The 20,611-nt window shown below is 61.4% G+C and carries 21 protein-coding genes and 1 pseudogene; 14 read left to right on the plus strand and 8 right to left on the minus strand.

Annotated elements, in window-relative coordinates; translation table 11 throughout:
• Positions 1 to 406 (plus strand): annotated as a pseudogene (locus FHT75_RS05220) (hemolysin); the annotation flags it as partial.
• 330 nt (positions 407 to 736) lie between these two features.
• Entirely contained in the window at positions 737 to 994 is a 258-nt protein-coding gene (locus FHT75_RS05225; RefSeq protein ID WP_063476317.1) for a hypothetical protein, read from the plus strand.
• A gap of 3 nt (positions 995 to 997) precedes the next feature.
• Here the strand turns inward: FHT75_RS05225 and FHT75_RS05230 are convergent, their stop codons facing one another.
• The 6 genes from FHT75_RS05230 to FHT75_RS05255 all read right to left on the minus strand — a co-directional run bounded on the left by FHT75_RS05230 (position 998) and on the right by FHT75_RS05255 (position 6,364).
• Positions 998 to 1,723 carry an SDR family oxidoreductase gene (locus tag FHT75_RS05230; protein ID WP_028756845.1) on the minus strand — a complete coding sequence of 242 codons (726 nt, stop codon included), beginning with the start codon at positions 1,721 to 1,723 and terminating at the stop codon, positions 998 to 1,000.
• A 12-nt stretch (positions 1,724 to 1,735) separates the two neighbouring features.
• Entirely contained in the window at positions 1,736 to 2,797 is a 1,062-nt protein-coding gene (locus FHT75_RS05235) for an ABC transporter ATP-binding protein (protein ID WP_028756846.1), read from the minus strand.
• Between the two features lie 109 nt (positions 2,798 to 2,906).
• On the minus strand, positions 2,907 to 3,113 hold the full coding sequence (locus tag FHT75_RS05240) for a DUF2160 family membrane protein (protein ID WP_028756847.1): 207 nt from the start codon (positions 3,111 to 3,113) through the stop codon (positions 2,907 to 2,909).
• Between the two features lie 4 nt (positions 3,114 to 3,117).
• Entirely contained in the window at positions 3,118 to 3,954 is an 837-nt protein-coding gene (locus tag FHT75_RS05245) for a carbohydrate ABC transporter permease (RefSeq protein WP_028756848.1), read from the minus strand.
• Between the two features lie 4 nt (positions 3,955 to 3,958).
• Positions 3,959 to 4,834 carry a carbohydrate ABC transporter permease gene (locus tag FHT75_RS05250; protein WP_047613532.1) on the minus strand — a complete coding sequence of 292 codons (876 nt, stop codon included), beginning with the start codon at positions 4,832 to 4,834 and terminating at the stop codon, positions 3,959 to 3,961.
• 96 nt (positions 4,835 to 4,930) lie between these two features.
• Entirely contained in the window at positions 4,931 to 6,364 is a 1,434-nt protein-coding gene (locus tag FHT75_RS05255; protein WP_028756850.1) for an extracellular solute-binding protein, read from the minus strand.
• Positions 6,365 to 6,661: 297 nt separating this feature from the next.
• Here FHT75_RS05255 and FHT75_RS05260 point away from each other — a divergent pair, with 297 nt between their 5' ends.
• The 12 genes from FHT75_RS05260 (at position 6,662) to FHT75_RS05315 (ending at position 18,539) form a co-directional block, all read left to right on the plus strand.
• A complete protein-coding gene (locus FHT75_RS05260; protein WP_028756851.1) occupies positions 6,662 to 7,546 on the plus strand; it encodes a sugar phosphate isomerase/epimerase family protein in 885 nt (294 codons plus the stop codon).
• Positions 7,547 to 7,608: 62 nt separating this feature from the next.
• Positions 7,609 to 8,835, plus strand: coding sequence for an ROK family transcriptional regulator (locus FHT75_RS05265; RefSeq protein ID WP_028756852.1), 1,227 nt, complete (start codon positions 7,609 to 7,611; stop codon positions 8,833 to 8,835).
• A gap of 30 nt (positions 8,836 to 8,865) precedes the next feature.
• Positions 8,866 to 9,843, plus strand: coding sequence for a sugar kinase (locus FHT75_RS05270; protein ID WP_047615179.1), 978 nt, complete (start codon positions 8,866 to 8,868; stop codon positions 9,841 to 9,843).
• Positions 9,843 to 11,138 carry a D-tagatose-bisphosphate aldolase, class II, non-catalytic subunit gene (locus FHT75_RS05275; protein ID WP_063476318.1) on the plus strand — a complete coding sequence of 432 codons (1,296 nt, stop codon included), beginning with the start codon at positions 9,843 to 9,845 and terminating at the stop codon, positions 11,136 to 11,138. Before FHT75_RS05270 ends, FHT75_RS05275 begins: the two co-directional genes overlap by 1 nt.
• 12 nt (positions 11,139 to 11,150) lie before the next feature.
• On the plus strand, positions 11,151 to 11,876 hold the full coding sequence (locus FHT75_RS05280; protein WP_063476319.1) for an SDR family oxidoreductase: 726 nt from the start codon (positions 11,151 to 11,153) through the stop codon (positions 11,874 to 11,876).
• A gap of 11 nt (positions 11,877 to 11,887) precedes the next feature.
• A complete protein-coding gene (locus FHT75_RS05285) occupies positions 11,888 to 12,661 on the plus strand; it encodes an SDR family NAD(P)-dependent oxidoreductase (RefSeq protein ID WP_063476320.1) in 774 nt (257 codons plus the stop codon).
• A gap of 155 nt (positions 12,662 to 12,816) precedes the next feature.
• Positions 12,817 to 13,641 (plus strand): class I fructose-bisphosphate aldolase, encoded by an 825-nt coding sequence (locus tag FHT75_RS05290; RefSeq protein ID WP_063476321.1) that lies wholly within the window; start codon positions 12,817 to 12,819, stop codon positions 13,639 to 13,641.
• 22 nt (positions 13,642 to 13,663) lie between these two features.
• Positions 13,664 to 14,818, plus strand: a complete 1,155-nt coding sequence (locus FHT75_RS05295) for a Gfo/Idh/MocA family protein (protein WP_063476322.1) — start codon at positions 13,664 to 13,666, stop codon at positions 14,816 to 14,818.
• Positions 14,818 to 15,489 (plus strand): D-lyxose/D-mannose family sugar isomerase, encoded by a 672-nt coding sequence (locus FHT75_RS05300; RefSeq protein ID WP_063476323.1) that lies wholly within the window; start codon positions 14,818 to 14,820, stop codon positions 15,487 to 15,489. Before FHT75_RS05295 ends, FHT75_RS05300 begins: the two co-directional genes overlap by 1 nt.
• Entirely contained in the window at positions 15,489 to 16,547 is a 1,059-nt protein-coding gene (locus FHT75_RS05305; RefSeq protein ID WP_063476324.1) for a carbohydrate kinase family protein, read from the plus strand. Before FHT75_RS05300 ends, FHT75_RS05305 begins: the two co-directional genes overlap by 1 nt.
• A gap of 136 nt (positions 16,548 to 16,683) precedes the next feature.
• Positions 16,684 to 17,472, plus strand: a complete 789-nt coding sequence (locus FHT75_RS05310) for an L-iditol 2-dehydrogenase (protein ID WP_063476325.1) — start codon at positions 16,684 to 16,686, stop codon at positions 17,470 to 17,472.
• A gap of 56 nt (positions 17,473 to 17,528) precedes the next feature.
• Positions 17,529 to 18,539 carry a zinc-dependent alcohol dehydrogenase family protein gene (locus tag FHT75_RS05315; RefSeq protein WP_063476326.1) on the plus strand — a complete coding sequence of 337 codons (1,011 nt, stop codon included), beginning with the start codon at positions 17,529 to 17,531 and terminating at the stop codon, positions 18,537 to 18,539.
• 17 nt (positions 18,540 to 18,556) lie between these two features.
• On the opposite strand, the gene FHT75_RS05320 is transcribed toward FHT75_RS05315, so the two are convergent.
• Positions 18,557 to 19,576, minus strand: coding sequence for a LacI family DNA-binding transcriptional regulator (locus FHT75_RS05320; RefSeq protein WP_047615194.1), 1,020 nt, complete (start codon positions 19,574 to 19,576; stop codon positions 18,557 to 18,559).
• Between the two features lie 173 nt (positions 19,577 to 19,749).
• Positions 19,750 to 20,610 (minus strand): Pnap_2097 family protein, encoded by an 861-nt coding sequence (locus FHT75_RS05325; RefSeq protein WP_063476682.1) that lies wholly within the window; start codon positions 20,608 to 20,610, stop codon positions 19,750 to 19,752.
• Position 20,611 lies beyond the last annotated feature (1 nt).

Below are 20,611 nucleotides of genomic sequence, written 5' to 3' on the forward strand. Positions count from 1 at the left end.
GGCAAGCTATACACTTGGCGCCAATGTCGAGAACCTCACCTATAATGGAACGGCGGCCTTCACCGGCACCGGCAATGCATCCGCCAACACGATCACCGGCGGTAACGGGGGCAACACGCTTACCGGTGGTGCCGGCGACGATATTCTCATCGGTGGGGCGGCAGCGGACTTTTTCATCTATTCGCCGAACTGGGGCCACGATACGATCACGAATTTCGTGGCGACCGGCACAGCGCATGACACGATCAGGATCGATCACAGCGTTTTTGCAGATTGGGCGTCGCTTCTTGCCGCATCCAGTCAGTCTGGCAGCGATACAATCGTTACCGCGGATATCAACAACACCATAACGTTGAAGAATGTCGCCGTATCGAGCCTGGAGTCGACGGATTTCCAGTTTGCGTGACCTTCGCTCGGACTTCCTCGGCGGAACCTTCTGCCGAGGAGGATTGGACCGAGGTTATTGCGGCGGCGTGCCGCAACCTGGGTCCTTGGTTGAAGGCCGTCATAAGTCAGGTGCTTAAGACGCCTCGCCGAGTTGGGCGGCGCCAGTATTGGGGAGCTGTCTCAACGTTGGTGGCAGCGCCAAACGTGGTAGCGAGGGCCAAAAACAGCGCGGCCCGCGCGATGGCGGGCCGTGTATCGGCGAGGCTTTCGTTTCAACGGGTCTCATATCGTGATGCCCTGATCGGAACCGCGACTCCGGCCGTCCGTTACCCTTTGAGGAACGGAGGACATGGACATGCCCAAGAGAAAAGCCATCGTCGAGGCGGCGCTCGAGTCCGGGTACGAGCGCCAGGCACTGGGGATCATGAATACGGAGCAAGCTCTCAAGCTTGAGGATTCCGACGGCCTTGTTTTCAGTCATCCAGATAAAGAGGCCGGCGTAACGGATCATTTTGTTGATCAGGATGAGCTGCGCCGATTGGTGCGGCGGTCAACGTCGCCGCTTCCCCCATTGCAATCGCAGGCTCGTACGACGCGTTCGTCCTGAACTTCAGGCAATCATGTAGCCGCCGTCCACCGGCATCGATATCCCGTTCACCATGGCAGCCTGATCGGAGAGCAGGAAAAGAACGACCTCGGCGATGTCTGCCGGTTCGGCGAAGCGACCGACGGGGATTCGCTTCATCATTCCCGCGGCCTTCTCGGGATCGCTCCATGCTTTCACCGCCATCGGGGTCAGCGTCACCGTTGGGTGGACGCCGTTGGCGCGGATGCCGTGCGGTGCAAGCTCCTTTGCCATGACCCGCGTCAAGCCATCCAACCCGCCCTTCGACGCACAATAGGCAGCGTGGTCGGGGATGCCGACGAAGGACGCGACCGACGAGACGTTGACGATGGCGCCCTTGCGGCCCGCCTTGATCAGCGAACGGGCATATTCCTGGGCCACGATCATCGGAGCACGGGTGTTGACCGCAACAAGTCGGTCGAATGCTTCGACTGTCGTATCCAGGAACGGCTGGAGCTCGGTCGTGCCGGCGCAGTTGACGAGGAAATCGGCGGGAAGGGCAGCGATGACAGCCTCCCTGGTCGCATCGGCATCGGCGAGATCGACCTGTATGGCCCGGCAGCCGGATTCCTGTTGCAGCGCTTCGACATCGGCAGCACTCCGGGTCAGCGCGACGACCTGAGCACCCCGTTCGATGAGCATCCTCACAAGTTCGCGTCCGATGCCTTTTCCGGCGCCGGTCACGATGACCGTCTTTCCTTTGAACTCCATGGATCGCCTCCCTTACAGTCTCTGGCCCGTTTCCCGATCGAAGATATGCGCACGCCGGGGATCGATATGGAAGTACATCGTCCGTCCGGGATCGACTTCGATGCGCTCGCGGATCAGGGCGTCGATCGGCACGCCTCCCGTGCGGCCGAAGATCAATGTCTCCGAACCCGTGGGCTCGAACACGGAGACCTCGACCGGAACGCCTTCATCGCCGATGGTGATATGCTCCGGCCGGATGCCGTAGGTAACGGCTCTTCCTTCGTCCGCATTTGTACTTCCCATGGGAAGGGCGATACCCTGGTCGGTGACGACGACCTTCCTGCCGTCGCGGGTCGCGATGCGGCCCTGCAGGAAGTTCATCGATGGGCTGCCGATGAAGCCTGCGACGAAGAGGTTGACCGGGAAGTCGTAGAGATCGAGAGGCTTGCCGATCTGCTCGACCCTGCCGTCACGCATCACCACGATCTTATTGGCCATTGTCATGGCCTCGATCTGATCATGCGTGACGTAGACGGTGGTGGTCTTCAGCCGCTGGTGAAGCTCCTTGATCTCGACGCGCATGGTGACGCGAAGCTTGGCGTCGAGGTTCGACAACGGCTCGTCGAACAGGAAGACCTTCGGATCGCGCACGATCGCGCGGCCCATCGCCACACGCTGACGCTGTCCGCCTGACAATTGCTTCGGATAGCGGTCGAGATAACGCGTCAGGTCGAGGATCTCGGCCGCTCTGCCGACCTTCTCGTCGATCTCCGCCTTGGGGCGCTTGGCCATCTTCAGCGGAAAGCCCATGTTCTCGGCGACCGTCTTGTGCGGATAGAGCGCATAGCTCTGGAAGACCATCGCGATGTCGCGCTCCTTCGGCGGAGCGTTGGTGACGACACGGCCGCCGATCCGGATGTCGCCGCCGCTGACGGTCTCAAGACCGGCGATCATCCGCAGCAGGGTGGACTTGCCGCATCCGGATGGGCCGACCAGCACGACGAATTCGCCGTCCTCGATGTCGACACTGACGCCGTGCATGACCTGGAGTGCACCATACCTTTTGGTGACGTCGCTCACCTGTACATTTGCCAAAGTCGTTCCTCCCTAAAGCAGCAATTTAAAGTGCTGCAGCATCCTTTGCGCGTCTGATGAGACGCGCGGCGCTGTCGTGTCTTGATGGTGTTGACGGAAATTCATCGGCTCATCCCTTCCAGACGAGATAGGCGCCGAGGACTGCCGAGATTGCTGCCGCAAACCATACCGAAAGCCCGAACGGCTCGATGAACCGCATCCAGAACAGCGAGAGCGCGACCCAGATCACAATCGAGATGAACAGCCGGTCGAACCAGTTCGTTTCGATCGGCAGAAAGCCCGGCTTGCGTTCACCATTTCCTGACGGAGATGTCATGGCTTCATCCTTTCACGGCGCCGAAGGTCAGGCCGGCAACGATGTGACGCTGGACCACCGAAAACACGATGAGCGCCGGAACCAATGTCAGCATTGAGATCGCGGCCATGATGCCCCAGGCCGTTCCCGTGGTCGTCACATATTCCGACAGGCCGGTGGTCAGCGTCCGCGCATTGAAATTGGTGAGCGTCGCCGCCAGCAGATATTCGTTCCACGCAAACACCCACGTCAGGATCAGCGTCACCGCAAGTCCGGGCCGTGCCAGGGGGAAGACGATGTCGTAGAGGACGACCCATGGGCTGGCGCCATCCATATAGGCCGCCTCATCCAACTCCTTCGGAATGGCTTCCACGGTCGGTCGCAGCGTCCAGATTGCGAAGGGAAGGTTGAAGGAGCAGTAGACCAGGATCATGCCGAGCCGGGAATCGGCGAGCGAGAAGTCGCCGATCCTGTAGACCTGCGTCAGCAGCAGGAAGAGCGGCAGCAGGAAGACCGCCGGCGGCGCCATGCGGTTGGTGATCGTCCAGAAGAAGATGCTTTCCTTGCCGGCAAGCTCGAAACGCGTCAGGGCGTAGCAGGCAAAAAAGCCGAGCGTCGTCACGAGCAGCGCGTTGCCTGACGAGATGATCAGCGAATTGAGCATGTAGCCGCGCAAGGTCGGGTTGGTCAGCACGTCCTGATAGTTCTTCCAGAAGAAGCTCCGGAGAATGACGTCGGGCGTCGAGAACAGGTCGAAGGGCTGTTTCACCGATATGACGAACAGCCAGTAAATCGGGAAAAGCGTCGCGAGGCTTATCAGCGTCCACAGGACGACCGGAAGCCAGGGGGTCTGGTTCTTCATCGCGTCAACCTCTCTTCACGCGGGGCGCAATCAAGCCGACATAGAGCAGCCAGCAGACGACGATGGTGAGGTAAAGGACGATGACGGAGATCGCCGAACCGTAGCCGTAATTCGTCTTGGGAAAGACTTCCCGGAAAATATGGACGCCGATGTAGCGCGTCGATGAACCCGGACCGCCGCCGGTCAGCATCAGCACTTCGTCGACGGTGCGCAGCGCATCCATCAGCCGGATGAACACCGTGGCGAGCAGGGCCGGGCGGATCAAAGGGAGTGTTATGTGCCAGAAGATCTGGCTCTTGCCGGCGCCGTCGATCTGCGCCTGCTCGAATGGGTCTGACGGAAGCGAGACGAGGGCGGCGATCAGCGAGAGGGTGACGAGTGGCGTCCAGTGCCAGATATCCATGATGACCGTCACGGTGAAGGCCGCGACGGCACTCTGGCCGATATTCAGATCGTAGCCGAACCAGCTTCGGAGGAGATAGGGAATGATGCCGATCGACGGCGTGGTCATCAGCTTCCAGACGGAGCCGACGATGATCGGCGCCATTATCAGCGGCAGGGTATGGATCGTGCGAAACACCGCTTTTCCGGGAAAGTCCTTGAGCAGCGCCTGGGCGAGGATGTAGCCGAGGACCAGCTCCGACACGACCGCGAAGAAGACGAATGCCAGGGTTATGCCGAGCGATGCCAGGAACTGCTGGTCGAAGACCAGCCGCCGATAGTTCTCAGCCCAGTTGAAGATCATGCCCGGATTGGCCGCGAACGGGTTCCATGAATGGAAAGAGACCCAGAGGACGTAGACGAAAGGAAAGATCCCGAACAGTCCGAGGATCACTATGGTCGGTGACAGCAACAGCCACCCGAGCTTCTGCGAATGCATCGCCTATCCCCCATTGAACGTTATGTGGACGTCCGCTCCACCTGGAGCGCAAAGATGACGGGTCGTCGGAACGACCCGTCAGTTGGGGAGGATGTTTTATTTGCGATAGCCGAGCGAGGTGAGCTCCTCTTCGGCCTTGGCCGCCATCTGGTCGAGGCCTTCATCGGGGCCGATCTTGCCGGTCAGGATGTCGTAGAAGATCGGAGCGGTCGCTTCACGTACCTGCGCATGGAAGGGGTAGGGAGGAGCGCCGGCGAAGAGCTTGCCCTCGTCCTTCAGCATTGTGTAGAAGCCACCGAGCTTGGCGTCCATCTCCTTCACCTTCGGATCGTCGAACGTCGCCGTGTTGGTGATGCGCGGTGCGGCGATGGCCCAATCGGGCTGAACTTCGTTCTGACCGATGAATTCGAGGAAGAGCAGCGACGCTTCCTTGTTCTTGGACGTGACCGGCACGCCGAAGGCGCCGCCATCGTAGTAGCCGATATAGCCCTTTCCGGCTTTCGCATCATCCAATACGCCCGGCTCGAGCGGCGGCAGAGCGAAGCCGACCTGGCCGACCACCTTCGACTGCGCCGGATCGCTGGCGATCCACGCGGCATTCTCACCATAGATCAGCCCCTGGGCGACACGGCCCGCGGCAAACGTCGTTGCGGTTTCCGTCCAGGTTGACTGGGTCGATTCCGGAGGAGCGATGTCGCGCAGGTGCAGCCAATATTTCAGCGCGGCCTTCGCCTTGTCACCGTTCATCGAACCGCCGTGTTCGACCGTCGCCGCATAATTGTTCTTGGCGTCGATGCCCCAATTGTAGACGCCGAAGGTCGGCACGATGGACTCGAAGAATTCATACCAGGAGGCCGGATGGCCGGTATGGGCCTGAGCGGTCGTGCCCCAGAGCTCCAGACCGTTGTCCTTGCCGTATTTCGTGAAGAATTCGGCAATCTGGGTGTACTCCTCGTGGGTCGTCGCCGGCTTCAGGTCCTTGCCGGTTTCCTTCTTGAAGGCTTCCTTGATCTTCGCATCGTCGAAGAGGTCCTTGCGATAGAGATAGGTCTTCAGGAAGGCTTCCATCGGAACGCCGAAGAGATCGCCGCTCGTGTCCTTGAAGTAGTCGGCAAAGCTGGTGAAGTTCGCATCGTCGTAGGTCGGCGCTTTCAGATCCGGCTGGTCTTTCAGCGTCTTCGTGATGTCGACGAGGAAATTCCTGGCGAGATAGGAGTAGATGATGTCCTGCTCGATGTAGACCATGTCATAGATGCCGGTCTTGGCTTCCATGTCCTTGATGGCCTTGTCGTACATCTGATCCCAGGACGTCGTCTCGATGTCGACCTTGATGCCGGTCTTCTTTTCGAATTCCGGAGCAAGCACGTTCTTGATGTAGTTCGACGGCGGGGTGCTTTCGGTGACGCCGTGCAGGGTCACGCCCTTGAATTTAGCCCCGGCGTCGGACCAGAAGTCGGCCCAGGCCGGTGAAGCGGTGGCGGCGAGGCCGAGCGTCAGCGCAAGCGCGCTAGCCTTCAAAGCATAGTTCATTTCCAATCCTCCCAGAGTGCAGCGAGATCATTTCGCCGGTGCTTTGTGTAGGCCAAAAAAACCGGCGGCGCAACATTTGTTGTCTAAACATGCAAATCATGAGCCTATCCCATTGATTTCTGCAGAAACTAATTTCTGCTGAGAGGCAGGGTAAGCGCAAAAACGGCATAATATATTGCATTGCAAAGAAATTTTGCGAAGCAGCAAAAAGCTAGCCGCTGAAATTATTTGTTGCCTCACCAAACTAAATGGCATAGCACTGTCCGCGATCAAGAGCATCTCGCGGAGGAAAAGGCTATGCGTCGATTGGGTATCCATTCATTTGTATGGACAGGTGGCCAAACGCAGGAGGGGCTGGAGATGGCCCTCAACAAGACGGCCGAACACGGATATCGCACCATCGAATTTGCCTATCTGCGCCCCGAGAAATTCAACCTCGATCGACTGGCGAAGCTTGCCCAATCCCTTGACGTCGAGATTGGCGTGACGATGGGTCTGCCGCTCGACAAGGACGTATCGAGCGAGGACATGTCTGCTGTCTCCGCCGGCAAGCAGACGCTGGCCGACGCCGTTCGGGCGGTCCGCGATATCGGCGGCAACAAGCTCGGCGGGATTCTCTATTCCGCCCACACCAAATACAATCGCCAGCCGACGAGGAAAGGCTGGGACAACAGCGTCGCCGCGATCGCCGCGACCGGCGAGGTCGCCAGGCAGGCAAACGTCGACCTCGTCCTGGAGGTCGTCAACCGGTTCGAGACGAACCTGCTGAATACCACGGCGCAGGGGTTGAAGTTCATCGCCGAGACGGGATCGGAGCATGTCCGTCTCCATCTCGACACGTTCCATATGAACATCGAGGAAGCCAATCCGGCCGCGGCGATCCGTCTCGCCGGCGACAAGATCGGTTATTTCCACATCGGCGAGAGCAATCGCGGCTACCTCGGCGACGGCGTCATCAACTTCGATCTGATCTTCGACGCGCTGCTCGACATCGACTATAGGCGCGACATCGTATTCGAAAGTTTCTCGACGACGGTCGTCGACGAGGGCCTGTCGCTCGCCTGCGCGATCTGGCGCGACACCTGGGAGGATAATGATCCGCTTGCAGCACACGCGAAGCGCTACATCGAGCTGAAATATGACGAGGCGAAGCGCCGCCGCGCCACAAACGCGCGGCCCTAATTATCCTTCTGACAGCCTGTTCCAGTCGTGTAAGGGTTGGGCGACTTGAAGGGAATTGAAATATGAACGACACCGTCTCCATCGGAAGTTCGCCGCGCAGGATCCGACAGAACAATATCGTCGCCGCCTTGCAGACGATCTACGCTCACCGAAGCCTCAGCAGGGCGGATCTCGCCCGCAAGCTCGGGATGAACCGTTCATCCTCGGGAGAGATCGTCGCCGAACTGACGGAAGGCGGGTTCGTTCAGGAATCGGACGAGAGCGGCAAGCAGCGCTCGGAGCCCTCCCGTGCCGGGCGGCCGGGCATCATGCTCGAACTGGTTCCCGATGCCGCGTTCTTCGTCGGAATCGAGATCGGCGTCGAGCATATATCGGCAGCCGTCATCGATCTCTCCGCAGAAGTCCGGGCCTGTCGAAAAATGGCGTTCGATACACCGTCTTCGACGGTGGAGGAGGCGGTGGCGCAGGGTGTCGAGCTCATTGTCGGCGTGATGGCGAAGAGGATGATCGGCAGGTGCAAGGGTCTCGGCATATCGACGCCGGCCCATATCCGGCCGGATGGTTTTGTCACCCTGGCACCGATCATCGGCTGGCGAGACGTGCCGTTGAAGGAGATTGGCCGATCCGCTTTCCTGGCCGTTGTCCCGGCCGCCGTCCCGATCACGGTCGAAAACGACGCCAACGCCTTCGCGATCGGTGACAGCTATCGCCACGGCGCCGCGGGAGTGACCCTGTTCCTGCTCATGGAAACCGGCGTCGGCGGCGGCATCATGATCGATGGCAAACTGTTTCGTGGCGGCCACGGTCTGGCGGGCGAAATCGGCCACACCCTGGTGCCGGGAAGCGGCGGTCAGAAGTTTGAACAGCTGATCGGTCGCGAGGTGCTCATCAGGCAGTATCGCGAGGCTGTCGGCCGCGAGAACGCCGATCTGCAGGATTTCCTCGGCGACGTTCGTGACCGTGTCCCGGCTGCCGTCAACATCGCCGAAACCTGGTCGCGCCATCTCGCCTACGCATTGCTGCAAGCCTGTCGCCTGCTCGACCCGGACAGGATCGTGCTGGGCGGCTCCGTGGCATCCCTCTACCCGATGGTCGCTGCCCGCGTGGCGGTCCACATGTCGGAGAGCCAGAACATCCCTTTCCCCACGCCTGAGATCGTCGTCGACAGTGATGCGGAGTTCGGTTCCGCCTTCGGGGCGGCATGCATGTTGCACCAGCGCTTTCTGTCACTGGAGAGCGAGGAGTTCGGCAGCGAGGATGGTGGGCCGGTCCAATCGGCGACGAGTTGACGACAAGAACTATCGAAAGCAGGGTTGCAAATGGCTTCAATACTGTCTCCGGACGCGCTTGGTCCCACGGTTTGCGTAGGCGAGATCCTCGTGGAGATCGTCGCCACGACGGTTGGAGACGGATTTCTCGAAGCCCAGCCGCTGGTCGGTCCGTTTGCGAGCGGCGCGCCGGCGATCTTCATCTCGCAATGCGGCCGGCTCGGCGGCAAGTCGGCCATGGTCGGCGCTGTCGGCGATGACGATTTCGGCCGGGTGAATACCGATCGCCTCAAGCGCGACGGCGTCGACGTTTCGGCGATCTCGATCGATCCGGACTATCCGACGGGAAGCGCGTTTGTCCGCTACCGCAAGGATGGCTCCAGAGATTTCGTCTACAACATCGCCACATCGGCAGCCGCGCGCTTCGGCTGGTCTCAAACGGTCGGCGATCTCATCGATCGGAGCGGGCATCTTCACGTGATGGGCTCGGCTCTGTCGGTCCCCAGTGCGCGTGAGGTGATCGACAGGGCGGTCGATATCGTCAAGGCGCGCGGGGGAACGCTCTCGGTGGATCCGAACATTCGCAAGGAATTGAAGCTGGACGAGGACACCGAGCGCCGGTTTTCCAAGCTTGTTGCCATGGCTGATCTGCTTCTGCCTTCCGGAGAGGAGCTTGAACGTGCCGCAGGTGTCGAAGGCGAGGCGGAAGCAATCCGCCGCTTGTTCGAGATGGGCGTCAAGGAAATCGTGCTGAAGCGCGGCGCCGACGGCGCGACCTATTTCGGCAGGCAAGGAGACCGCATCGAGGCTCCGGCATTCGTCGTTCGTGAGGTCGATCCGACCGGCGCCGGCGACTGCTTCGGCGGAGCCTATCTCACCTGCCGGCGGCTCGGAATGTTTCAGAAGCAAGCGCTGACCTATGCCTCCGCCGCCGGCGCCCGCAATGTGACGGTGCTGGGTCCGATGGAAGGCGCCGGCACTCGGCAGGAACTCGATGCATTTATTGCTTCAACGGAAAGGCGGCCGTGATGCAGGTGCACCTCGACGAACTGGCCAGACTGAGGATCGAAGGCCGCCCGAAAGGCGTGACCTCCGTATGCTCCGCCCATCCGATCGTGCTTCGGGCAGCACTCCGGCACGGGCGGCAACAGGAAAGCACCGTCCTGATCGAGGCGACCTGTAACCAGGTCAATCACCTCGGCGGCTACACCGGAATGACGCCAAGCGACTTCGCGTCTCTCGTCATGAAGATCGCGGCCGAGGAGGCGTGCCCCGAAGAACTGATCGTTCTCGGCGGCGATCACCTCGGCCCCAATCCCTGGCGCGACCGCCCGGCGGAAGAGGCCATGGCCGAAGCGGAGAAGATGGTTGCCGCCTATGTCGAGGCCGGTTTCCGCAAGATCCACCTCGACGCCTCGATGGGCTGCAAGGGCGAGCCGGTGGCGCTCGACGACGAAACCACCGCCCATCGCGCCGCCCGGCTGGCTGTTGTCGCCGAGGCCTCGGCGAAAAAGGCCGGCGGCGCGATGCCGGTTTACGTCATCGGCACCGAAGTGCCGCCGCCGGGTGGAGCCGACCATGCCCTCACGACGATCGAGCCGACGGCTGCAGCGGCGGCGCTGAAGACGATCGATGTCCACCGCCGGGTCTTTGCCGAGGAGGGCCTAACGGAGGCGTTCGGACGCGCTATCGGGCTGGTCGTTCAGCCGGGTGTCGAGTTCGGCAATCACAATGTCATCCTTTATAACCGCAGCAAGATCGAGGCGCTGCAATCAGTGCTCACCGAGGAGCCGCAATTCGTGTTCGAGGCTCACTCGACCGATTATCAGGGCACCCGGCCGTTGGCCGCGCTGGTGGAGGACGGGTTTCCCATTCTGAAAGTCGGTCCGGAGCTGACCTTCGTCCTGCGCGAGGCGCTCTATGCGCTGGATGCGATCGCGTCCGATCTGTTGCCCGACTACGGGGAGCGCCCGCTCTATGCGGCGATGGAAACGCTGATGCTCGATCAGCCCGGCAATTGGAGCCGCCACTACCACGGAACCGATGGCGAGAAGCGGTGGCTGCGGCACTATTCGCTCTCCGACCGTATCCGCTACTACTGGGCGTCGGCTGAAGCGCAAGATGCCGTCCGGCGCCTGTGCGGGGCCCTTCGAGGTCAATCCGTACCGCTGCCATTGCTTTGGCAGCATATGCCGGCCGCGCAGCACTTCGCGGATGCGCCGCTCGATCCGGAACAGGTTTTGGTCTGGAGAGTGACGAGGAGTCTTTCGGACTATCACGCCGCCTGCGGCGTCGGAAAGAATGAGCAATCAGCATCAAGATAGGAGGAGAAATCGATGACGGAACTGAATGGGAAGATCGCAGCGGTCACGGGTGCAGCATCCGGTATTGGCCTTGCTTCGACGGAGGCGATGCTCGCCGCAGGCGCGACGGTCGTGCTGGTGGACCGCGATCAGAAGGCGCTTGAGACGGTTTGCGAACGGCTTGGCGAGCGCGCCATTCCGCTGGTGATCAACTTGCTGGATCCGGACCAGTGCACGGGACTGCTCGAGGGTATCCTGTCGAAGACGGGCAAACTCGACATTCTGCATGCCAATGCCGGCACCTATATCGGCGGCGACCTGATGGAAACCGACCTCGATACCATCGATCGAATGCTCAATCTCAACGTGAACGTCGTCATCAAGAACGTTCGAAATGTCATTCCTCACATGATCGAACGCGGCACGGGCGACATTGTCGTCACCAGCTCGGTCGCCGGACATTCGGCGATTCCATGGGAACCGGTCTATTCGTCATCGAAGTGGGCGATGACCTGCTTCGTCCAGACGATGCGGCGCCAGCTTCTGAAAAACGGCATTCGCGTGGGGTCGGTTTCTCCAGGGCCGGTGATCAGCGCGTTGCTGGCGGATTGGCCGGAGGAAAACCTTCGCAAAGCCAAGGAGGCCGGCGCTTTGATCGAGCCCAAGGAAGTCGCCGACGCGATCATCTTCATGCTGACCCGGCCGCGCAACGTCACCATCCGCGATATCGTGGTGCTTCCAAGCGCATTCGACATCTGAAGGAGCTGAACATGAGCTACCAGGAGAAATTTCGCCTTGCCGGCGAACGCGCGGTGGTCACCGGCGGAGGGCGCGCGATCGGCCTTTGCTGCACCGAGGCGCTGGCGGAGGCGGGTGCTGCCGTCGTCGTCATCGAACGCAGCGAGGCCGACGCTGAGCAAGCGCTTGCGTTGCGCGACAAAGGCTACGACATCGAAGTCCGGGTCGGCGACGTCACCGACGCGGCCCGCATGGAAGCGATCGCGACCGAGCTTGCCGACGGCGGCCGGCCGGCGACGATCCTCGTCAACAATGCCGGCATCGGCCAGAGTGGCATCCCGGCGGAGGATCTCACCGACGCCGATTGGCTGCGCATGATGGACGTCAATCTCAACGGCGTCTTCTGGTGCTCGCGCGCCTTCGGTCGTCCCATGATTTCGCTGAAACGCGGCGCCATCGTGAACCTCGGCTCGATGTCGGGGACGATCTGCAACCGGCCTCAGCCTCAGACGGCCTATAACGTCTCCAAGGCGGCGGTCCATCACCTCACGCGCTCGTTGGCGGCCGAGTGGGCGCATCACGGCATCAGGGTCAATGCCGTCGCGCCCACCTATATCGAGACACCGATGGTGGTCGCCGTCGAAGCCAATCGCGAGCGGATTCCGCTCTGGCTCGCCGACACGCCGATGGGGAGGATGGGAACGCCGGAGGAGGTTGCAAGTGCTGTCCTCTTCCTCGCATCGGGCGCCGCCAGCCTGATGACCGGGGCGATCGTCAATGTCGATGCAGGTTTCACCTGCTGGTAATCCTTGCGGGACAGGCGCGAGGGGCGCCTCGTCCGCACTGGAAGGTCGGCAGCCGACAAATCAACCAATGTGGAAACGTTACCACATTTTCTTGACTCGCAATTCCGCTCCATTTATTCGAATGTGGAAACGTTGCCATATCTGGGAGGAGCTTCATGAAGTCCGCACGGTTGAACCGACTTTTCGGCGTGTCTGGAAATTGTTTTGACGTTGCCATCGATCACGGCATGTTCAATGAACGGACCTTCCTCGCCGGCATCGAGAACATGAAGACGGCCATCGAGGTGATCGCGCAAGCCGCGCCCGACGCCATCCAGCTTCCGCCGGGAACGGCACCCATTCTGCAGGCGATCCCCGGCAAACATCGTCCGGCACTGGTGCTGCGCACCGATATCGCCAACATCTACGGCAATCCGCTGCCGTCCCAGCTGTTTTCCGAAATGATCGACAGGGCGGTGGAGCAGGGCGTTGCCTTGGACGCGGCCTGCGTCGTCGTCAATCTTTTGATGCTGCCGGACCAGCCGGAGGTCTACCGCGCCTGTGTGCGCAATGTGAACAGCCTGAAGCGCGAATGCGAGATCTACGGCATGCCGCTGATGGTCGAGCCGCTGGTCATGCAGGACAATTCCAAGGGCGCCTATATGGTCGACGGCGCGATTGACAAGATCCTGCCGCTTGTGCGCCAGGCGGCCGAACTCGGCGCCGATATCATCAAGGCCGACCCCTGCGACAATGTCGATGAATATCACCGCGTGGTCGAGATCGCTCAAGGCCTGCCGGTGCTGGTGCGCGGCGGCGGCCGGGTTTCGGATCAGGAAATCCTGGTCCGTACCAAGCAGTTGATGGAGCAGGGCGCCCGTGGCATCGTCTATGGCCGCAACGTCATTCAACACAACAATCCCGGCGGCATGACGCGGGCTTTGATGGCGATCGTCCATGACAAGGCTTCGGTCGAGCAAGCCTCGCTGCATATCGGCTGACGCGCGGCTGGGAGGAGATGTCATGACGAAAACATTCCGCTTCGGCGTCATCGGCTGCGGTCTGATGGGACGCGAATTCGCCAGTGCCGCGGCGCGCTGGCTGCACCTGGCTGATGTGAAGGCGCGACCGGAAATCGTCGCCGTCTGCGACACCAACACGACGCTGCTTGACTGGTTCAGGGATCATGTGCCGACTGTTCGCCAGTTCACCGCCGACTATAAGGAGCTTCTGGCCAATCCCGAGGTCGATGCGGTCTATTGCGCCGTCCCGCATGTGCTGCACCAGCAATTCTATATCGACGTTCTGAAGGCCGGAAAACATCTTCTCGGTGAAAAGCCCTTCGGCATGGACGCCGCTCAGAACCGGGAGATCATGGCGGTTCTAGCCGAGCATCCCGACCTCCTGGTCCGCTGCTCGTCGGAAATGCCGTTCTTCCCCGGTGCACAGAAGGTCATCGCGCTCGCAAAAAGCGGCGAGATGGGAGATATCCTCGAAGTCGAGGCGGGGTTCCTGCATTCTTCGGATATCGACCGGCAGAAGCCGATCAACTGGAAGCGGATGGCCGAGATCAACGGCAATTATGGCTGCATGGGTGATCTCGGCATGCATGTGCTGCACGTGCCGCTGCGTCTCGGCTGGCGCCCGACCACACTGCATGCGCAATTGGTCAAAAAGGTCACCGAACGTCCCGACGGCAAGGGCGGCATGCTGCCCTGCACCACCTGGGACAATGCCACGATCAGCAGCCGCGTGCGCACTGCAGATCAGGATTTTCCGATGGTGCTGAAAACCTGGCGCATCGCGCCCGGCGAATCCAACAGCTGGTACATCCGCGTTCTCGGCATGAAGAAGAGCGCATTCTTCAGCACGAAGTCTCCGCGCCAGTGGCAGTGGATGGATTATAATGGCGGTGCGCAGGCCTGGAGCACCGAGGATCTCGGCTATGGCTCGCTGTTTCCGGCCATAACAGGCAAGATCTTCGAATTCGGTTTTGCCGACGCCATACAGCAGATGTGGGCGGCCTTCGTCGACGAGCTTGCCGGCGGCGATGCCAACGGTTTCGGTTGCGCGACGCCGGCGGAGGCGCAGGCGCATCATGCCGTCCTGACGGCAGCCCTCAAATCCGGCCGCGAGGACGTGGTGGTGCCGGTCGCCTATGACGGGGCGTCCGTCTGATGCAGCGCTCCGAGATCAACGCCGCGTTGCGGCGGGCAACCGAAACTCTCGAGCGCTGGCATTGGTCCCTGCCGGCATGGGGCTATTGGACGGCGGCGGATTTTGCCGCTCATCCGGCGGCATCGGCCTATTTGCGCTCCCATCAGCTGGGTTGGGATGTCACCGATTTCGGCTCGAACCGGTTTGCCGAATGCGGCCTCGTGCTGTTTTGCCTGCGCAATGGCATCGTTGATGTCGAGGGGGAGCGGACCTATGCCGAAAAGCTGCTCTTCGTTGGGGAAGGGCAGCTCACGCCGACGCACCGCCATGCGGCGAAGATGGAAGACATCATCAATCGCGCCGGCGGCGATCTCGTCATCGAATTCGCCGCAACCGATACCGATGGCAATGTGCTGAAGGAGGATGTGACGGTTCCGGTCGACGGGCTGCCGCACCGGCTCGCCGCATGGGAGCCGCTGGTTCTCCAGCCCGGCCAGAGCGTGACGATCCGCACCGGGCTTTACCACCGCTTCTACGGCAGGAAAGACAGCGGACCCGTACTTGTCGGCGAGGTCAGCCAGGTCAACGACGACAACAGCGATAATGTCTTCCTGGAGCCGATCGGGCGCTTTGCCGCGATTGAGGAGGACGAGCCGCCGCTCAGACCCTTGTGGAACGAGGGAGCCAGCTGATGCGAAGCCGGGAGGCGGTTCAACATCGCGACAGTCAGAAGCAGGGCGGCATCGTCTGCGCGGGAAACTTCATCGTCGATCGTGTCCACACCCTGTCCTATTGGCCCGAACAGGGCAATCTTGCGCATATCCTGCACCAGGATCTGGGTGTGGGGGGCGGGGCGGCCAATGTCGTCACCGATCTGGCCTCGCTCGGATTTCCTGGACAGCTGGCAGCGGCCGGGTGCATCGGTGCTGATCAGGACGGGGAGATCGTCAAGGCCCGCCTTACGGCCGCCGGCGTCGATGTCGGTGGGTTGACGGCGCTGGCCGACCGCGTCACGGCGCATACGCATGTCATGAATGTGCCCGGTCAAAACCGCACCTTCTTCTATCATGGTGGCGCCAACGATGCGGTCACCGACAAACATGTCTCACCCGCGACCTTCGCTGAGGCCGGCTATCGGCTGTTCTATCTCGGTTATCTCCTGCTGTTGCCGGGTCTCGACCGCATCGGCCCCGATGGCCGTTCGGGAGCATCGCGCCTGCTGGAGGCCGCGCGCCGCGCCGGGCTGACGACCTGCGTGGACTTCGTATCGAGCGAGGACCCGGAATTTGCAGCCAAGGTCGGCGTCGCTCTGCCCTTCTGCGATTACCTGATCATCAACGAGATGGAGGCGGCCCGGGCAACCGGCGTTGTCGTTCGCGATGCAAAGGGAGACTTGGTCGAGGCGGGGCTTCTGGAAGCGGGCGAGCGCCTGCTTGCCGCGGGCGTCGCGAAGGGTGCGATCATCCATGCGCCGGAAATCTGCTTCTGGTTTGCGCCGGGCGCTTCCTCGGTCATGACGCGGTCACGACCGGTTGATCCCCATGATATCGTCAGCACGGTCGGCGCGGGAGACGCCTTCTGTGCCGCCGTGCTCTACGGCCTGCATGAGAACTGGCCTGTCGAGCATATCTGCGCCGTCGCCCATGCTGCGGCTGCGCGTTGCCTCGCGGGTGCGACGGCCACCGATGGCATCCCCGACATGTCTGTCCTCCTTCGCGAGGCGAAGGAGACGCACCCGCAATCCGCTTAGCCCATCGGCGTCGGCTCACGAGAGCGCGGCGCCGATCACCATCCAGTCAGAATGGAGGAGCAGAGATGAAGCTATTCGATATGGCAGCCGTGCACGGCACCTTTGCCGATTTGGGCGCGACCAGGGAGGCAGGGCGATGACCTATGCGGAAACGGGACGGCTCTCCGGCAAGGTGGCACTGGTCACGGGAGGCGCGAGCGGCATCGGCAAAGCGGTCTGCGAACGTTTCACCGCCGAAGGCGCCAGGGTTGTCGTGGCGGATCTCGACGGCGAACGCTGCGCACGGGTGGCGCAGGCGATCGGCCCTCATGCCTGGGGTGTGGCGCTTGACGTGACCAGCCAGGACAGCATCGAAGAAGCTGTGCGCTTCACGATATCAACCGCCGGTCAGATCGACATCCTGGTCAACGCCGCCGGCATTTACGACGTCGAGTCCATTCTGGATATATCCCGGGAGCGGACCGCGAGGGTCTTTCAGGTCAATATCGAAGGCCTGATCTTCATGACGCAGGCCGTCGCCCGGCACATGGTGGAGAGAGGGGAAGGTGGACGCATCATCAACTTCTCGTCCCAGGCGGGACGTCGGGGCGAGGGGCCGGCGGTGGCTTACTGCGCCTCCAAGGCGGCCGTCATCAGCATCACGCAAAGCTGCGCCCTGGAGCTGATCCGCTACGGGATCAACGTCAACGCCATCGCTCCCGGTGTCGTCGATACGCCGATGTGGGATGTCGTCGATGCAAAACTCGGCAGCCGCGAAGGTTTGAAACCCGGCGACGTCAAGCGCCGCGTGGCTGCCGCCGTTCCCGCCGGACGATTTGGCGCCCCCCAGGAACAAGCGGCCATGGCAGCCTTCCTGGCCGGCCCCGATGCAGCATACATCGTGGCGCAGTGCTACAATGTCGATGGCGGCAATGTCATGAGCTGACGCTTCGCTTCATCTGCGGCAATAGGCAATCGAACTTGGGGTTCTGGAGGAGTGGAATGAAGGCTGTACGCTTGGAGTCGATCGGGTCTTTGACCATGCGCAGTGTCGAAAAACCGGTCGCCGGGCCGGGCGAGCTGCTTGTCCGGGTCGCAGCCGCGGGCATCTGCGGTTCCGATCGCCACATGTACAAGGGCGAATATCCGACGGCGATCCCCGTCACGCTGGGCCACGAATTCTGCGGCATCGTCGAAGAGATCGGCGATGGTGTGACACGGTTTACCGGCGGCGAGTTGGTGACGGTCGACCCGAATATCGCCTGCGGCACCTGTCCGGCTTGCACGCGGGCGCGGCCGAACTTGTGCGAGCGCCTGACCGCCATCGGTGTGACACGGGATGGCGGCTTCGCCGAATATGTGGCAGTGCCGCACGCGCAGGCCTTCGTGCTGCCGACCGACCTCGATCCCGTTCACGGCGCCTTCAGCGAACCGCTGGCCTGTTGTCTCCACGCCATCGACAAGGCAGGGATCCGTCCTGGCGACAGCGTCGCCATCCTCGGCGGCGGCGTGATTGGCCTGCTCATGGTGCAGCTGGCCCGCCTGGCGGGGGCGAGCGAGATCATTTTGATCACGCGGCAGCAATCAAGACGCCAAACGGCTCTGCGCCTGGGGGCGACGCACGCCTTCGACCCGGCCTCTTCTGACACGATCGCGTCCGTTCGAGAGGTCACCAAAGGCGGCGCCGACGTGGTCATCGAATGCGCCGGCGTCAGCGACACGCTTCAAAGCGGTCTGAAAATGGCGCGGCGCGGTGGCGCCTTCGTGCTTTTCGGGGTGACGCCGGCGGGTGTCGAGGTGCCGGTTCTGCCCTTCGATCTGCTGATAAACGAAGTCGATATCAGGCCGGCCTACCTCAATCCCTTCACCCATTCGCGGGCTGCGGCAATGGTCGCCAGCGGAGTGTTGGAGCTGGATGCATTGGTCACCAGAACCATCGGCCTCGAGCAGGTCGCCGAGGTGGTGGGCAACGCGCCATTGCCCGGCGAGATCAAGGTCATCGTCCGGCCTTAGCCTCGAGACCCACCTGCTCAACTGCGGACGGGGCCGGTGGAATCGCGCTCGATCAGCGTGACCGGCACCTTTACGATCGCAGCCTGTCGGGATTCGTCCCCGGTCTGGTGCTCGTCGATCAGCGCTTCCAACAGGCGTGCTGCCTGCTGCCCGACATCGCGGATCGGCTGTGCAACCGTTGTCAGCCGCGGAAAGACGTAGGCTGCTTCCGGCAGGTCGTCGAAGCCGACAACCGAATAGTCGTTCGGAACCGAAAATCCGCGATCCTGGATAGCATGGATGGCGGCAATCGCTGAAACGTCGGTCGTGCCGATGATGGCGGTGATATCAGGCCGAGACGCCAGCAATTCTCGCGCCAGCCGGTAGGTCTCGGCAAAGCTGTGCTCTTCCGCCATTGCCACGACGGCAGGCGCGATGCCGTTTTTCGCCATTTCCGCGGTGATGCCTTGAAGGCGAAGCTGGATGGGCTGGCTGTGCGCCGGCGCGCCGACGATGGCGATCGCCCGGTGGCCGAGGCCGATCAGATGGCGCGCCATCAGCCGCCCGCCTTCCTCGTGATCGGCCATGACAGCGTCGTCTGCGATGCCGTTCAGCTCGCGGTCAATGGCGATGATCGGAATGCGAGCGTCCCGCAGCACCCCGAAGTGCTCGATGCTGCCGAAGGCGCTGGCGACGATGACGCCGTCGACGCGCTGGGCGAGCAGCATCGAGATATAACGCGCCTCGTGCTCCATATTTTCCGCCGTGCTGCAGATCAGCGTCTGATAGCCGTGCTGAAACAATTCCTGTTCGATGGCATGGGCCAGGATGCCGAAGAAGGGCACCTCGATCGACGGTAGCATCAGTCCGATCATCCGGCTTGGCGCACCGCGCAACATGCGTGCGCCCTTGCTGGGCGTGTAGTTCAGTGCACGGATCGCCGCCTCGACGCGGTCTCGGAGCTCAGGCGAGGCATAACCGCTGTTGTTGAGCACGCGCGAAACCGAAGAGACCGACGTTCCTGCAAGTTTGGCGATATGTCTGATGCTGGTCGTCACGTGCTCGTTTTTCTTTTTCTAGCGGCGGTCGAATGAACCGAACTGCTGAAGTTCACCTCCATTTGTCATCCACTAGATCACTAGCGGCACGCCGCATCAAGCGCGCTCCGCTCGCCATCCCATTGTCCTTCTCCGTTTCAAACGACACAAAGCAGGCATTGCGGGACGATGACTCAGCGAAGATATGTCCACGCGCTGAATATTTTGGCGATCACTTTCCCATTCTCGCGTCGTAGCTGCCCATGGACAGTTTTTTGCTCGTCGGAAAAATCGATAAGGTCGAAGAAAACACTTTCATTTCGTTCGATATTTCCAAGGAAGAAAACGTCCTTACGGACGACCGGTCCCTTGCAGGGAAACCAGTTTTCCAGGGCGCGGTCGGCGAGTGCCTGATACTCGGCAAAATAAAACAATCCTGCGCCGTTGAACTCCTGCGAAGCGCTGGGATCAAACTTAAAGGTTCGGAGCGCCCTGTGAGCGAGGACGGAAAACCCGAAATGCGTGCCTAACCGTCCATTCCGGATGTCCACAGCGTTCTGGGCCAGAGGACTGGGCTGGAAGCGCCGTCCCTGCCGCTCAGGCAACGTCACACGCGCGATCGAGTGATTGTTGTCTTTGATCGTTCTGTGAACGAAGGTAGAGATGAGTTCCACCGCGCCGACGCTTCGTCCGTGCAGAGACAACTCGTGTCGGGTCGACGTTCGGGTTCGCGAGACTGCGGACAGCTTCGAGTGGATCGTCAAAATGTCATTTGCCTGCACGATGGCGAAATGGGCATCCGTCAGGGACGTTGCACAGATCGCGGCATAGGCTTCCTCTCCATCGGCCGTTCTGAAATCCGCATTGTCGAGCCCGAGGTGACGGGCGAGCATCAGCCAGTGACGATGGCCGAGTTCCTTCATCAGCCAGGTCTCCGACAGCCCGTTTCCATTCAAATGCGGCATGCCGAGAAGCACATGCGGATCAAGGGCACGTTCCATCAAGTCGCGTGCCGAAGGTCCTGCGGGCGGAAAATCGAGAAGGGCTGCGCTCATC

Origin of the sequence: Rhizobium sp. BK112 (assembly GCF_014193215.1) — a bacterium.
In the GTDB taxonomy this organism is placed as follows: domain Bacteria; phylum Pseudomonadota; class Alphaproteobacteria; order Rhizobiales; family Rhizobiaceae; genus Rhizobium; species Rhizobium anhuiense.